At 38.3% G+C, this 15033-nt stretch carries 10 protein-coding genes; 6 read left to right on the top strand and 4 right to left on the bottom strand.

From position 1 onward, the window contains the following. Positions 1-40 precede the first annotated feature (40 nt). From AC27HL_RS07895 to AC27HL_RS07885, 3 genes are read left to right on the top strand one after another with little or no spacing between them, the layout of a single operon-like run. The gene (locus tag AC27HL_RS07895; protein ID WP_487080423.1) at positions 41-1837 is read left to right on the top strand and encodes a thiamine pyrophosphate-binding protein; all 1797 of its coding nucleotides are present in this window, start codon (positions 41-43) and stop codon (positions 1835-1837) included. A 3-nt stretch (positions 1838-1840) separates the two neighbouring features. Beyond that, a complete protein-coding gene (locus AC27HL_RS07890; RefSeq protein ID WP_487080421.1) occupies positions 1841-2689 on the top strand; it encodes a citrate synthase family protein in 849 nt (282 codons plus the stop codon). Beyond that, a complete protein-coding gene (locus AC27HL_RS07885; protein WP_487080419.1) occupies positions 2686-3480 on the top strand; it encodes a citrate/2-methylcitrate synthase in 795 nt (264 codons plus the stop codon). Before AC27HL_RS07890 ends, AC27HL_RS07885 begins: the two co-directional genes overlap by 4 nt. Before the next feature lie 127 nt (positions 3481-3607). Here AC27HL_RS07885 and AC27HL_RS07880 read toward each other — a convergent pair whose 3' ends face one another. From AC27HL_RS07880 to AC27HL_RS07865, 4 genes are all read right to left on the bottom strand, one after another. Continuing rightward, complete coding sequence (locus tag AC27HL_RS07880; RefSeq protein ID WP_487080417.1) at positions 3608-5722, bottom strand: TonB-dependent receptor plug domain-containing protein; 2115 nt, start codon at positions 5720-5722, stop codon at positions 3608-3610. 108 nt (positions 5723-5830) lie between these two features. Beyond that, on the bottom strand, positions 5831-7384 hold the full coding sequence (locus AC27HL_RS07875; RefSeq protein WP_487080415.1) for a sensor histidine kinase: 1554 nt from the start codon (positions 7382-7384) through the stop codon (positions 5831-5833). A gap of 6 nt (positions 7385-7390) precedes the next feature. Continuing rightward, positions 7391-8323 (bottom strand): hypothetical protein, encoded by a 933-nt coding sequence (locus AC27HL_RS07870; RefSeq protein ID WP_487080413.1) that lies wholly within the window; start codon positions 8321-8323, stop codon positions 7391-7393. A 283-nt stretch (positions 8324-8606) separates the two neighbouring features. Continuing rightward, positions 8607-9233, bottom strand: a complete 627-nt coding sequence (locus tag AC27HL_RS07865) for a hypothetical protein (RefSeq protein ID WP_487080411.1) — start codon at positions 9231-9233, stop codon at positions 8607-8609. Between the two features lie 132 nt (positions 9234-9365). Between AC27HL_RS07865 and AC27HL_RS07860 the strand changes: the two genes are divergently transcribed. The 3 genes from AC27HL_RS07860 to AC27HL_RS07850 all read left to right on the top strand — a co-directional run bounded on the left by AC27HL_RS07860 (position 9366) and on the right by AC27HL_RS07850 (position 15007). Continuing rightward, positions 9366-10091: a YebC/PmpR family DNA-binding transcriptional regulator gene (locus AC27HL_RS07860; RefSeq protein WP_487080409.1), complete on the top strand. Its 726-nt coding sequence runs from the start codon at positions 9366-9368 to the stop codon at positions 10089-10091. Between the two features lie 243 nt (positions 10092-10334). Further along, the gene (locus AC27HL_RS07855; protein ID WP_487080407.1) at positions 10335-12833 is read left to right on the top strand and encodes an exonuclease domain-containing protein; all 2499 of its coding nucleotides are present in this window, start codon (positions 10335-10337) and stop codon (positions 12831-12833) included. Then, positions 12830-15007, top strand: a complete 2178-nt coding sequence (locus AC27HL_RS07850) for a YecA family protein (RefSeq protein WP_487080406.1) — start codon at positions 12830-12832, stop codon at positions 15005-15007. Before AC27HL_RS07855 ends, AC27HL_RS07850 begins: the two co-directional genes overlap by 4 nt. The last annotated feature ends 26 nt before the right edge of the window (positions 15008-15033 follow it).

Genomic DNA, 15033 nt, shown 5'->3' with positions numbered 1-15033 from the left:
CCGTTGGATTATCCAACTTAGTGAAAAGAGAGGAAAAACTATGACTCAGTCATTTTCGCTTGACAGCAATTTGCTTGATAGCACACCCACCCATGTCAGCTGGGACAACGCTGATGTAATCATCGCCTATCTAAAAATACTTAAGGTTGACTATATTTTTGGAGTACCGGGCGGCGCAATAGAACCACTATATAACGCCATTGCTAGAAACCAATCCAGTGGTGGCCCCAAAATTGTTGTAGCAAGGCATGAATCCGGTGCCGCATTTATGGCAGAAGGGTATGCCAGAGAAACAGGAAAGCTTGGAGTATGTTGTGCAACAACAGGGCCAGGTAGCACAAACTTGTTAACTGGTGTTGCTTCTGCCTACTCTGATAATATTCCAATATTGGTAATTACCGCGCAAACCCCCTTACCTAAATTTGGTAAAAATGCCTTACAAGAATCATCTTGTACAGCAATAGATACTGTAGGTATTTTTCGCTATTGCTGCAGCTATAACACCTTAATTTCCCATGGCGAGCAAATTAACACTAAACTTGTCGCTGCCATTATGGCCGCGTTTAGAGTACCTAGTGGTCCGGCACACATTAGCATCCCATCAGACATCCTCAGGGAACAAGCGGCTAAATTACCAACTTTAAACCCCAATAAGTTAGTCAACGAAGTTAGCCTTATTGACGATATTGCCATTGAAAAACTAGTTAACATCCTCAGTAACGCCAAGCGTATTAGCTTATTTTTAGGACGTGATTGCGGTAAAGCTATTGATGCCATAGTAGAATTTGCCGAGCTAACCAATGCAGCTATTACGACAGGGCCAGCAGCAAAGCGTTGGATTGATTGTTTTCATCCTCAATATTATGGTGTGTTCGGTTTTGCTGGCCACGAAAGTGCAGAAAAAGCGTTACAAGATAGCTCTGTCGATACTATTATCGCAATAGGTGCACAAATTTCAGAATTAGGAACGAATGGCTGGAATGAAACACTATTGAGCGAGAAACTAGTACATATCGATGAGAACCATGAACATTTTTCCAGAACCTCGATGGCGAGACATCATGTTTGCGGTGATCTAAATGGCATCTTTAAACAGTTAAATGATAATATAAAACAAGGAGTTAAGTGGGGAAAAACCTGGGGTTCACCACTAACATCAAAGCAACACTTTTTAGATAAAAGAGCTATTTGTGGCCCGCAAGTTACCTTGAACTCACCACAAAGCTGTTATTCCGATGCGGAGCCACTAAAACCTCAACGGATTGTTGCTGAGTTCACTAAGCATATTCCACAAGACTACCGCTTACATTTTGATGCCGGTAATGTTTGGGCTTGGTTCACTCACTACCATCAAAGTAGTAATACATTAGGTCATTACCATATTGCAATGGGGTTTGGCTCAATGGGCTGGGCAATAGGTGCAGCGGTTGGTAACTGTATTGGTAGCCGTAAACCGAGTGTGTGCATTACAGGTGACGGTAGTTACTTAATGGCAGGACAAGAAATTACCGTTGCTTTACAGCATCAACTACCCGTAATTTACGTAATATTCAATGACAGTGCACTTGGCATGGTCAAACATGGCCAAAAGCTAGGAGGCGCGGAACAAGTCGGTTTTGCCTTACCAACCATTAATTACGCAAAAATGGCAGAAGCTATGGGAATTGAAGGAATTCAAATAAAAACCATTGATGAGCTTATGAATATTAATTGGCAGCGCCTTGGCAATAAACAGGCCCCTACCATGATCGATTTACACATTGATGCAAGTGAAATCCCACCAATGGGGCAACGTGTAAAAGGTTTAGCAAATCAATCAGCAACTCCAGGAGGATAAGCCATGTCTTCAGCAAACAAAGTCAATAAGCCTAATTATCAATCCAGTATTTGGTTTGAAGAACCTGAGCAAAACAACCCATTCGCAGCAAAAAATAGCTATTGCTATGGCTATAATATCTATAACGAAGTTTTACCCAGAGCAAGCCTAAGTGAATACTGGTTTTTACTCTTTACTGGCGAGCGCCCAACCAGTTCTCAAGCAAGGTTATTAGAAAAAATTGCCATCACTATTGCTAACCCAGGCATGCGTGATGAAAGTATTCGTGCTGCCATGAACGCTGGTGTCGGAGGGTCAACAGCAGCGGCGTCACTTATTGCCGCATTAGGAGTCGGTGCGGGCCAATATGGCGGTGCAAGAGAGGTTTTTACACTCGTTGATCAGTGGCACAAATTAGGCTTAGATCTGAACGCTTGGAAAGCTTTTCTAAGCGCTCCAAATCAAGCAGATAAGCGCATCGATATCTGGCCTGAATATGAACATGCCCCTGGTTTTGATCCCAATGGCAACACCTGCCCTACCACCATAGTGCAGTCGCTAAACTATCTCGCGGAACTTCACCCCAATGGTGCCATACATTGGTTACAGAAAAATAGGACCGAATTTGAAGCAATGTTTAATTACCCACTGGCTATGACTGGAGTAATTGCAAGTGCCATCTTTGATCTAGGTTTATCAGCCAAAAAAGCTGAAATGCTGTACCTCATTTTACGTTTACCTGGAGCAGCGATTCACGCTTTAGAGCAAGAAAGCTTAGGTTGGAAGAAGTTTCCATTTTTTGGCCAAAACACTACTTTAACGGACGATCCGGGTCCTTTAGGCACGCCAACAATTGAGGGAGTTGATTTATGAGCATTAATAACAAGTTAAAACACGAAGACACTATAGTCACCCGAATGGGCAAAGGCTTTTTAGGAGAGCGGGTTGTCTATCGAGGCAAAGACCTACATCACCAACTTAAAGATAGCCAGTGGCTAGAACTTTTTGCTTTTGGTATTACTGGCCGAGAATTTACTGAAAATGAATTAAAGTTATTAAACTTTATTTGGGTAAGCACCAGCTATCCCGACAAAGCTATTTGGCCCAACCATATCACGGCGTTAGCAGCCTCATCTAGAAGTACCGCTTCACTTGCCTTGAGTATTGGCATGACAGTATGCGAGGCAAAAATCTATGGTGGTAGGCCATTTAAAGTTGGTATCGATTTTTTTCAACGAGCTAAAAAGGCTTTAGAGCAGAAAATCCCCTTTACTAGCTTTGTTGAACATGAGCTCAAAGAGCATAAGGTTATTTATGGTTATGGTAGACCTTTAGCTAGCTCGGATGAGCGTATTCCTCATGTATTAAATTTTGCTCAAGAACTAGGGCTTGCTGAAGGTAAGCATTTAATGATAGCACTAAAGCTTGCTAAATATATGGAAAAATCAAAAGGGTTAAGCATGAATGTTGCTGCCGTTTACTGCGCACTTTGTGCTGATTTAGGTTTTACATCTGAAGAATTCCATCTCTTAATGACTCCTGCATTTATTGCTGGCATGCCTCCTTGCTTTATTGAGGCTAAAGAAAACCCTGAAGGAAGTTTCTTGCCCATTCGCTGCAATAGAATTTCATATCATGGTGTTAAAAAAAGGAAGTGGGAATAAACTTGAGCGTAAATTTAGTTATCCAAGATAAACGAATTTAAGCGCAATCATAAATCATAGCTTCAAGTCACTTTATATTATTTGTCTTGAAGCTATATTTTTAATTATTCGAAGTTTTTAATTTATACTAGAATGATTTGCTAATCGATAAGTAAGCACTACGCTCAGCTTGGGGTAAATCATAAGGTATGTTTATTTGACCGGCAGTTACATTAGCCGAGCTAGGTTCTCGAATATCTTCATTAAATAAATTGGTAATAGTAAGCGCTAATGCCACACCATTAACTGGAAATTGATATTTACCCATAACATTAAACAATAAATAGTCATCCAACTCTGCGCGCAGGTCGCCAGGTACGCGTGACCGATTTGCAATATAACTGAGTTGACTCGTTATTTGAAAGCGCTCCGTAACATTCCATTCACTGCGAACGTACGCTTGCAAACTAGGGTGTTCACCAACATTGCTATTCACAATATCATCCTCGGCTTTCACGTATGCAATATTACCGTGTAATGTTAAATCCTCACTGTAATGATACACAGTGCTTGCCTCAAAACCTTGTCCAGTTCTTTGCCCTTGGTTTTGCGCGGTTGCCGTACCTGTATTGCCATTTTGCACAAAAGTGATTAAGTCTTCTATTTCATATTTATAAATATTGAAATCAAATGATAATTCAGGTGAATAACGGTAGTTAAATGCCAACTCGACGGTATCAATAATCTCTGGCGATAAATCAGCGTTTCCTAACGCAACAGGATTGTTTAAGGTTAATAGCTCGGCAAACGATGGTGCGCGAAATGCTCGCCCATAAAGAAACTTAGTCGTTAAATTCAAGCTTGTAGACCAAACTAGAGCAAACCTTGGATTCGTTGTCGAGCCAATATCGGTGTAATCATCAAAGCGCGCCCCCGCAGTTAATTCCCAATCGGGTGCTAATTGCATTACTCCTTGCATATACACGAAGTAACTTTCTCTATCCGCTTCCGGCATAAACACTTCATCTGTATCAGAAACATCTACAACGCCGTTTGGTCTAGGGCTAAAGTCAGCAAAAAAATTCTTGCTCTCTGTAACTTGATATAGATTTTGCCGCTCATAACCTGTTCCCACGCTAAGTTCTGTATTATCAAAGCCAACATATTTAGCATTAAGTTCAACATGAGTGGTTTCCTCTTCCCAACCGGGATTGCCAATTAAGCCATCCGGAAAAGCGCCATTAAACGCACCTTTTGGAAAGAGAATTAGATCATTCTCAATTTTTTGATTCGAACCATAGTAACTTAAATTCCCCCCCAAAAAGAGCCCTTTACCTATTGAAAATTCTTTGACAATAAAGTTAACAATTTTCTTATAACCACCAAACTTTCCATTGGAATCTAAGACTTCCGTGGGCCCCTGACCAGAGCCAACATCCCCTCGTTCTTGAAAACCTAAATCAATGTTAAATAATTCATTTTCTGCCGTTAGCCAAATATCTAGAGCATCAAATCCAACACTTAGATATCCAGGGGCTTGAGAGATTGCTTCTTCAGTAAATTGATCAATCGCACTTTGTGCGTCAGCGGTTATTTTTCCACGATAACCGTCGCTGCTTAAAAACTCAAAATTAGCGGCAATTTTCCAATCGGCTATTTCTACTTGACCATTAAACCAAGCGTTCATGGTATCAAAGCTACCACTTTTCGCGCCGAATTCATTTTTGCGGTTTTTATCAAACTTTTTAGTAATTATGTTAATAACGCCAGAAAAAGCATCGGCGCCATACAAGGCAGAGCCTGGGCCGCGAATGACTTCAATACGTTCAATAGCATGGATTGGATATTCCCCCCACACGGTATGATTGTCACCTCGAACCACACTTTTTGTTGAAGTACCATTTACCATAAATAAAGTTTGGGGAGTAAATGTGGTTGAAATACCTCGAAACCAAAACTCAGGCGCCATATTTTGACCACTTTTTGATACGTGCAAACCTGGTACTGTATCAAGAACTTCGGAAAGGTTTCTTGCCCCCATGTTGCTAATATCTTCAGCAGTAATAACGGTTGCAACAGAAGGCGCTGTTTTGATGAGTTTTTTACTACCTGTGGCTAATGAAATAAATTCTTCGTCACCGTAAAAGTCGGCTAATGACTCTTCAAGTTCATCATATTCATAATTAAAAGCGAAAGTTTGATAGGTGGTGCTCGACAAAGCTAACACAATTAAAGAATTGAGAACCTTTCGGGCAAATTGCATGTAAACCACCTTTGTTTATTATTAACTGCGAAAAAATTGAAATAATTTTTGTTAAGTGTAGTGAATCATTAGTTTTTTTCAATAAAAATATCGAGCTAATATTAGCCGCTACAGGGTAATTGGAATTATCACCTTAACGGTCGTACCAACATTTAACTCACTGTCAATTGTCATCTCCCCCTGCATAAGTTGGCAAAACTTTTGAGTTATCGCCATTCCCAACCCGGTACCTTCAAACTTACGTGTTTGGCTACCGTCAATTTGAGTAAACTTATCAAAAATAAACTGCAATTTGTCTTTTGGAATTCCTACACCGGAGTCAGCAATGCATAAATAAAGGTTACTATCATCATTATAAATACTAAATGTTATGAGCCCTTTTGCTGTAAATTTACAAGCATTACTCAAGAGATTCAGCATGATTTGCATGACTTTTTGTCTATCTAAATTAATAGTAGCTTGAGTAACACGGTTTCGAATTTGCAATTTATTTTCATTGGCATCTGCCATAGGTTGAATAGTTTCAATAGCCTCATCGACTAAATGTTTGACATCAACAGATTTTAAATTTAAATCCATTTTGCCAGACTCAATTTTCGCCAAATCTAAAATATTGTTTATCAATTCCAATAAAGCATGCGCACTTCGAATGCTTTTACTTAAGTCTTCAGCTTGAGCATCCATGCATTCAAGCTCTAAATCCTCTCGAACTAAATCGGTGTAGCCAATAATAGCTTGCAGTGGTGTGCGCAGCTCGTGACTTATATTGGCTAAAAATTCTGACTTTAGGCGGCTGGCAGTTAAGGCAGCATCACGCGCTACAACTAACTCTTGAGTACGAAATGAAACTTCAGTTTCTAAATTATCACGGTTTTTTTCCAATGCTAAATTTTGCTCACCTAACTTTGTCATCATTTCGTTGTACACACTCGCCATTTGCCTAACTTCTATCGGCCCAAAAACACTAGCATTAGTATAATGCCCGGAATCCCTAGCTTGTGCCATGGTTTGCGACAACCTTAACAAAGGAGTTGTTAAACGGTTCACAATCCACAAAATGAGTAATGAAAGTAGTAATACAAAAACAAAAGCAATGAGCAAGTTATTAACAATAATATTGCGTTGAATAGTGTGAAGCGCCTTTTTATTGTATTCTACTAGCACATAACCAACGGTTAACGCTTCATTTTCCATCGGTTCGGGTTCTATTATTACAGCATCATCAACTTCCTCAAGATAAGTTACGGGAGCAAAAAATGTCCAGCTTGATTCAGATTCTTGATAGAGTTGCAATGACGTTAGCTCTGGTGTCAAATTTAGTTGCGGCACATTTTGTTGAACTTTTGAGTTGTGTATCAAAATAGTACCGTCTTCTTTAAATACAGAAATACTATCGACAGACTCAAAACCAAGAGCATTTTCTACGGCGTCTCGGGCATTTTCTTCACTGGCAGTTAGCAAAGCTAAAACGGCCCTGTCAGCCAAATTTTCCGAAATTTGTAAGCCTGCTTTTAACGTTGATTCCCTCAGTTCAATACTGGTTTGCCAAGCCGTTATGGCAGATGTCACCATAGTTAACCCGGCAACACTGGCAAAAAATAATAATAATAGCTGTTGTTTAAAACTGGTATTAGAATTAAGCATGCGGCGAAAAAATTTCATCAATTATTACTCAGGAAACGTTAACTGAAAATTTTCTTGTTGCTCTTGAGAGTATTTAAACCCTAAATGAGCCGCAGTCCGTAAATTAACCGCTAGCAGCATGGATATTAGCGTAGAAAATGACCTAGCACTTGATTTACCGTCGGCACTTTTAATCATCTCATATAACTGTCCGCCAAGACCGAAATTATCAGGATAAATAGAAAATAACGCGCCACGCTTTGCATGCGAAGGCTTGCTAGAAAATACCACTATGTCGTGTGCCCAAGCTTTTTCCAGTATGAAAGGTAAAGTTACTTTATCTTGAGATGTCACTCGATCAAGCGGCAGCCAAATTGCGTCTTTATGCGTTAATGCTTTTTCAAACAGCATTTGATAATACGCAAGTGCTTGCTTAGTCGAAGAAACTTTTTCAGCGTCCAATATATAACCTTGATTTTTGGCAGCAATTTCTGCTAATTCAATAAGCCAGCTATTAGGCTCGCTATAAGCGACATGAATTGTCGTCACTTTAGTTGCAACTTGCGCTAAATATTTAAATAAGTAGTGAGGATCAGCAATAAGGCTAACACCAGGAATGGTTTTGGGCGTTATAGGCAAAGCGCCAGAAATGACGATAAATTCATCTGACAGTAACCTAGCTAATTTAAGCCCTGAGCGGCCTAAAACAATAACTTTTTTAATCTTCTTGTTTTTTAGCTGCTGCTTAATTCGCTCACTATCAAAATCTTTTTCCAAAGTGAAAACAACAAGTTGACGAACTTGCTCATCATTTAATTTTGCACTTTCAACACCTGACAAAATTTCTTGGTAAATCGTCTTATAAGGCTCTGCAACATTCGGATAAAAAATAGCAATATCGTCCGAGCCTGCAGCGAGAGCACTGCCACTATGTAGACAAGAAATAACTAAAAAAATGAAAAGCCTAAAACGACGCAACAATAACTCCCTGTATATTGAAAAAAGCGACCTAAGAATACAATAGTCGGCAAGAAATAATTGTTATAACTGCCAAAACCCGAAAAACAAACCACAATGTAACAACGAGTTTATTGTACATAAAATTAGAGTAAGTTACCTGTTTAATAAGCAGCTTACCGACAAAAAACTATGAAAACATTAATATTTATCAAACTTAGGGTAGATGCCTCAAAAATTGCACCATAGTTTAATAAAAACAAAACAAGCAAACAATGAATTATCTTAATTATCGCCTCGGTAACTAGGACAATACCGCGTCCTTTGCAAGCTTGATAATATCTTTCATTCGTTGCACGTATTCATCGCTACCGCACGCATTATAATTTGGAGATAGCTTGTTTAAAAAGCCATGCTGATATAAGCATTTTTCAATGCTAACATTGCCCTTATTTTGCAATTTAGCAATTAAGTCATCAACAGAAAAAGATGGCTCAGATTTTGGAAAAATTAAATCCGTAGCCACCGTGACTACTTGCTCGCTCGTATGTCGAATTTGACTACTATAAAAACAAATAACGTGACAAATATCATGGTGAATTAAATTGGGCATTGCTTGCCAAATTGCACTCCCTCCCACGCTAAACCCCATTAATAGTTTAGGACCGTGAATATCGTTTAACAAGGTCAACAATTTATTACTATAGTGCTTAATACCAATATGTTCCATAAAGTATGTATAGGCCTGCTGCTCAGATTCAAAGCTAACAGGCTGCGGTTGATAAGGTCCAACAACATGAAACTTTACGCGGCTTGAGTCACCATCCAGTACTTTTATTTTTTCACATAACACCTCTAATTCTTGGCTTTTGCCAAAAATATCAGCGGCAATAATAACATTCAGTTCTTTCATAACCGTCAATTTAGTCATAATTTAGATCAAATAATCACATGCTTTCTATATTTTTAAAACCTTAGTCATGGCAAATACTAGAAATAGCAGACTCGACCCGTTAGAATCAAGCCATCGAAATTTTAATCATGAACAACGAGACGTATTCAGATGGGCAGAGCATATCAAAACCGTAAATTATCAATGGCTAAAACAGCGGGCCAAAAAACTAAAGTTTATTCGAAATATGGTAAAGAAATTTACGTGGTGGCAAAAAATGGTAGCCCAGATCCTGATACTAACTTATCTTTACGTCGCTTGATTGAAAAAGCGAAGAAAGATCAAGTACCTACCCATGTAATTGAAAAAGCGATTGAAAAAGCCAAAGGTACAGGTGGTGAAGACTACGTAGAAGCACGCTATGAAGGCTTTGGCCCAGGCAACTGTATGGTCATTATTGATTGTTTAACCGATAACGGTAACCGTACAATTAAAGATGTGCGCCAGTGTTTTACGAAAACACATTCAAAAATTGGCTCATCGGGTACGGTTTCACATATGTTTGATCATCAAGCTGTTTTCGCTTTTAAGGGTGATGACGAAGAAACTGTACTAGAAACTTTAATGATGGCTGATATCGACGTTACAGATGTTGATTTAGAAGATGGGATTATTACGGTTCATGCACCTCATACTGAGTTTTTCAAAATTAAAACTGAATTTGCCAACTCTATGCCTGAGTACGTACTAGAAGTGGAAGAAATCACTTGGGTACCACAAACATATACGCAAGTATCTGGTGAAGAAGATTTGGCAAACTTTGAGAAATTCATCAATATGCTGGAAGACTGTGACGACGTACAAAACGTTTATCACAATGCCGATTTAGCTGAATAGCGGTTAAAATTAAACATAAAAAAGGCATCAATATTGACGGGCTACTGAATGAACTTGGAGGTCACTGTATTCAACAGTGGCCTTTTTGTAATCTCACTCTATATAAAACAACTACTTATAGTACCTAAACCTACCAAATCATCTTAATTACAAGTAATTTCCCTACAATTAGTGCTTAAATTTCATAAGCATATTATAAAAATCAGTCAGATTACCTATAATTCCTCAATAATGGGGGGAATTATGACGAGATATGTCTTCTTAGACACAGAGACAACAGGATTAAATCCGCATAAAGGTGGTCATAGGATTATCGACCTAGCCTGCATAGAATATAGAGATGGCAAACAAACAGGACATGTGTTTCATACGCAAATTAATCCTGAAGGCAAAAAATCTACAAAAGGCGCTTTTAAAGTTCACAAAATCTCTGGTGAAGAATTAGTTGGAAAACCGACCTTTAAAGAGGTGTCAGAAGACTTCATAAATTTCATAAAAGGTGCTCATCTTGTTATTTATAATGCTTCTTTTGATATCCAGTTTATAAATAGTGAACTAAATCGAATTAACTACCCGTCTTCAATTAATGACATATGTTCAGAAATTACTTGTGCGATGGAGTTAACCAAACTCAAATTCAATTCAGAAAAAAATATTAGCCAAGATAATGCATGTAAAAGATACGGTATTGATATAAGCCATCGTACAATTCACGGTGCCCTCATAGACGCTAGTTTATGTGCAGAGCTATTTTTCAAGTTGATAGATGAAACAATCGTCCCTTTAGAACGAACTCCTCAATCAAAACCTCACCGAGACCCCAAGCTATTAACTATTCCTAGGGCATATAAAAGTAAATCGGATGGAGTATTTATCCAACAAAATTTTTGTAAGAACAGTGAGTGTGCAAACTTTGGTGTTGTAGCCTTAAACCCAGAAAAATATCAAAATGGAAAGCCTAAAAAGGGACTTAGAAATGGATATAAGCTGACCACGAATAAAAATGAGTACCTGTTGACTTGTAAGCTATGTGGTCAAAGCTCTGCAATTATCAATAATCAAAGCTTTGGTAAAGAATTAGAGCGATTGGCTGCAATTAATAGATATGAGGAGCCATCTTGCCAAAATACTGGTGATAGCGGCACTCCTTATGGTCAGCGGCATTACTATATACCAGAGTCATACGAAGTAAGAAAAGGAACGGCAGTATTAAAGCCACGATGTACAAATGTTGGTAAAGGTATTTTCAGTAACCCTGAACTATATACGTTATCAGGAAAAACTAGGCCAACAGAAGTTATCAAAAAGCAAGTGAGCAAGTCAGTTGCTAAAGGCCGAAAGCCGACAGTTCGAGAACTTGAAGAACAGCGCTTGGGATCTCAAAGAATTAAGTGTGAGTCATGTAATACAAGGTTTTCAGTTAAGCTTGACCCCCAGCAGCGTCACTATATGAGGGATAGAAACTTACCTCTCTTTCTTAACCTCATGAACAAAGGGATAATCAATCGTGAGGAAGAAAAGTTAGATATGTCAGCCAAAGTAATATATGGAAAAATTGATTTTTTCTATGAACAAGCTTTGGCTTTCGATGCTTATCATTCACAACTTATTGATCACGCTGTAGCGACTAAAACTTTAAATCTAAGTACAGATCGATTGCACCATACAACAAATTGGGGAGACCATGATATACCTCGTCCAACGCCCCTAGTTGTAACCTCTACAGTTGATAACCATTCAGGGTATGTGTTTGCTTCAACATTAAATTTCGATTTTACCAGCGACTCTGATTACATTAAAAAAGAATATAAAGAGAAAAAAGATAATGACAAAGAAAGTTATTATCGTAGGTATGCACAGTATGTTTTAAATGAAGCTGAAGTAGAGGAAATGGCTCGTCAAACAAATGCAGATGTTGCAATGCAAATGCCAACGCAAGGACTCTTGGTAAATCAAACGTATAGTATGTTGACACATTTTGCTGTTGTAAAAGAAATGCTTCGCACAGCTTGGCATATTAACTTGTATGCTGATAACGACTCTGGGTTCAAAACTGCGATTTCCGGTGTTTTTCAGGACTGGCTTGCTGATGGAACTATGAGAGCTTTTCAAGTCTTTACGGAGCGTTCAGGTAATAATCAGTTATTAGATAAGTCCACTGCTGAGCTGATAAAAAAGAGAGACTTAGAGTTACAACAAGATTTTCCTAGTTTGTCTAAAGAAGAACGCCTTAATCTACTTTGGAGCCAGCAGTTAAGTAACCGAGTTACGCTTAAAGGCAGTAAATCTGAATGGATTGTGAGTCCAAATATGTTATCTAGGTTCGCTGGGTTTCTGCCGTTAACAGACATTAAATGTTATGAGCCGGAAAAAATTGCTTCACTACTAAACTCTGTATCGCTAAATGGTGTTGATAATTGGTTTCAGATTTTAAGAAGACACATTAATTACTATGAACGGCCCGTTACAAGTGGGACCAATTCAAAGCGATGGAATGCATATTCGGGATACAATCCAAAATGGATGGCAAAGCTAATGGAAGTTAAAAGGATATACCACAATTATTGTTCAACCAATGAACGCAGCTTAAAAAAAGAGTACAAGGGTAAACGCAAGTTAATGCCAAAACCTACTAGTCCTGCAATGAGATTAAACCTATCTAATCGCATTTATAAAGCGGAAGATATATTATCATTTAGTTATAACAATGAGATGTTTAAGAAAAATAAGGGAATATTATGAGTGCTACGGATATTAGAGACGAAGCTGCTATTTTTACTGAACTGAGTGACTTGTGCTCTTCATCTGGCTTTGTTCATGCCATTGCTTATCTGTGTTTTAGAGATAACACCTTTTCATACAATGTAGATAAAGGCGTTGAGAGTGAAGACGTTTTGCAGCAGTTTTCTATGGAGCGGCTTGTTCGAACAGAAATATCAGCCCTTATCGGATTAGCATTTAAGCATGGAATAGACTTCAAAATTCCAGAACAGCAAGATTTGCAAAAATACGCGGACGAGGCAGAAAAACTTTTGCATGAGTATCATGTCTCTATGATGCCATCTCATGAAAACCTGTTTGAAAATGGTCAATTTCAGCCAGAAAAAATGGGAGAAATGATTAGTAGTGGAGAAATGTTACGCGAAGCTATTTTTTATGGCGGTGAGTCAGCATTCCACTTTCAGTACAGAGATCTTTGTTTAAAGAAATATGAGAAGGATAGCGATTTCTTTCAAAAGAAGAAGGGCTACACGCTCCAGCAGGCTTATGACGTTATTTATTGCTTAGAGGAACTTCAAAATCAACATTTAAACTGTAATATGGAAGAAATGGTAACTAAAGATCCGTCAGAATGGACTTTTTTGCCTGCCTTCACTTTTACCTATAAAGAAGTAGCTAACGCCTGCAAACATGACCTCAACACCGTTAAGAATGTATTGAATAGCTTTACGGCATCGGGTTCAAATGAGACCTATAACTCTATCGACAGTTTCAATATAACTAACGCTTATCCGATTATTAAGTTAAATGAAGAGGAGTTCTTATTACTTCAATATTACTCCTTAGTTGAGGCATTTTATGAGACACCATTTTTTTGGTTTTTAGAAGACTCGGAGTATAAGTCTACAGCATTAAAAAATAGAGGAGACTTCACTGAAGACTTTGCTTATGAGCGACTAACTCAGGTTTTTGGTGAGAAGAATGTTTTTAAGAACATCAATATTTATGGTTCTGATGGCAACATTGCCGGAGAGGTTGATGTTTTAGTTATATACGCAGACAGAGCTATTGTGTTGCAAGCAAAGTCTAAGAAGCTCACTTTACAAGCAAGACAAGGTAATAAAAGTAACCTAGAAAATGATTTTGAAAAGGCTGTACAAGCGGCTTATGACCAAGGTTACTCCTGTGCTGAATTCATGCTGGAGCCAGATAAATACACTCTAAAGCATGAAGATGGAACACTGGTAGAAAGGAGGATAAAATTAAAAGAGGTTTATATTACTTGTCTGGTATCAGACCATTATCCTGCGTTATTTACTCAATCAAACCAGTTTCTCAAAACACAAGTCTCTGAAAAAATTCTACCACCATATGTAATGGATGTGTTTTTCTTAGATACACTAACTGAAATGCTCGATAGACCCCTTCACTTTCTGAGCTATATAAATCGTAGGGCAACATATAACAAACAAGTACATGCCTCTTTTGAGCTAACCGTATTGTCTTACCACCTCAGAAGGAACCTCTGGATTGAAGATGACCTATCTTATATGCAGCTAGGAGATGATATTTGTGCTGACTTAGATTTAGCTATGATGGTGCGTAGAAGAGGCATTCCCGGCAATGATACTCCTGAGGGCATTTTAACCGAGTACGAAGGCACACCTATAGATCGCGTTATTAAACAGATCGAACAGAAAGAAAACACCAATATAATAGACTTCGCATTTTTACTCCTTTCACTTAGTGGCGACACCATCCATGATATCAATAAAGCTATTGATAGAATTACATTACTTTCCAGAAAGGACGGTAAAACACATGATTTGACATTGTTTTTTGATAAGCCGGATTGTGGGTTTACCATTCATTCAAATGCTCACCCTAAAGAGCTAGCACTAAAATCACTGGGTGATCATTGTGAGAAAAGAAAATATACCTCTAAAGCTAGTAAATGGCATGGCTTATGTCTCCAACCTGATGACGGCTCTTTTAGATTTGGAGTTACATTAGATTTTGAGTGGAAATACTCTGCAAAGATGGGAGAAATTGTGAGGCATTTGCCTAAACCACAAAAGCATGTAGATTTTAACGCAAAAAACAAAAGAAGAAACAAGATCGGTCGAAATGAACCTTGTCCATGTAATAGCGGTAAAAAGTATAAAAAGTGCTGCCTGAATAGTAAAGTTAGTTAAAATTAATAGTAACCAACTGAATTATA

It is taken from the genome of Colwellia aquaemaris, from assembly GCF_057548755.1.
Note: the sequence above shows the minus strand (reverse complement) of the source record. Positions and strands in the feature narration are given on the sequence as shown.

Excerpts from the sequence above, each read along its gene's own strand:
- AC27HL_RS07875 (WP_487080415.1), bottom strand. The coding sequence starts at position 7,384 with ATGAAATTTTTTCGCCGCATGCTTAATTCTAATACCAGTTTTAAACAA.
- AC27HL_RS07880 (WP_487080417.1), bottom strand. The coding sequence starts at position 5,722 with ATGCAATTTGCCCGAAAGGTTCTCAATTCTTTAATTGTGTTAGCTTTG.
- AC27HL_RS07855 (WP_487080407.1), top strand. The coding sequence starts at position 10,335 with ATGACGAGATATGTCTTCTTAGACACAGAGACAACAGGATTAAATCCG.
- AC27HL_RS07860 (WP_487080409.1), top strand. The coding sequence starts at position 9,366 with ATGGGCAGAGCATATCAAAACCGTAAATTATCAATGGCTAAAACAGCG.
- AC27HL_RS07865 (WP_487080411.1), bottom strand. The coding sequence starts at position 9,233 with ATGACTAAATTGACGGTTATGAAAGAACTGAATGTTATTATTGCCGCT.
- AC27HL_RS07890 (WP_487080421.1), top strand. The coding sequence starts at position 1,841 with ATGTCTTCAGCAAACAAAGTCAATAAGCCTAATTATCAATCCAGTATT.
- AC27HL_RS07885 (WP_487080419.1), top strand. The coding sequence starts at position 2,686 with ATGAGCATTAATAACAAGTTAAAACACGAAGACACTATAGTCACCCGA.
- AC27HL_RS07895 (WP_487080423.1), top strand. The coding sequence starts at position 41 with ATGACTCAGTCATTTTCGCTTGACAGCAATTTGCTTGATAGCACACCC.
- AC27HL_RS07850 (WP_487080406.1), top strand. The coding sequence starts at position 12,830 with ATGAGTGCTACGGATATTAGAGACGAAGCTGCTATTTTTACTGAACTG.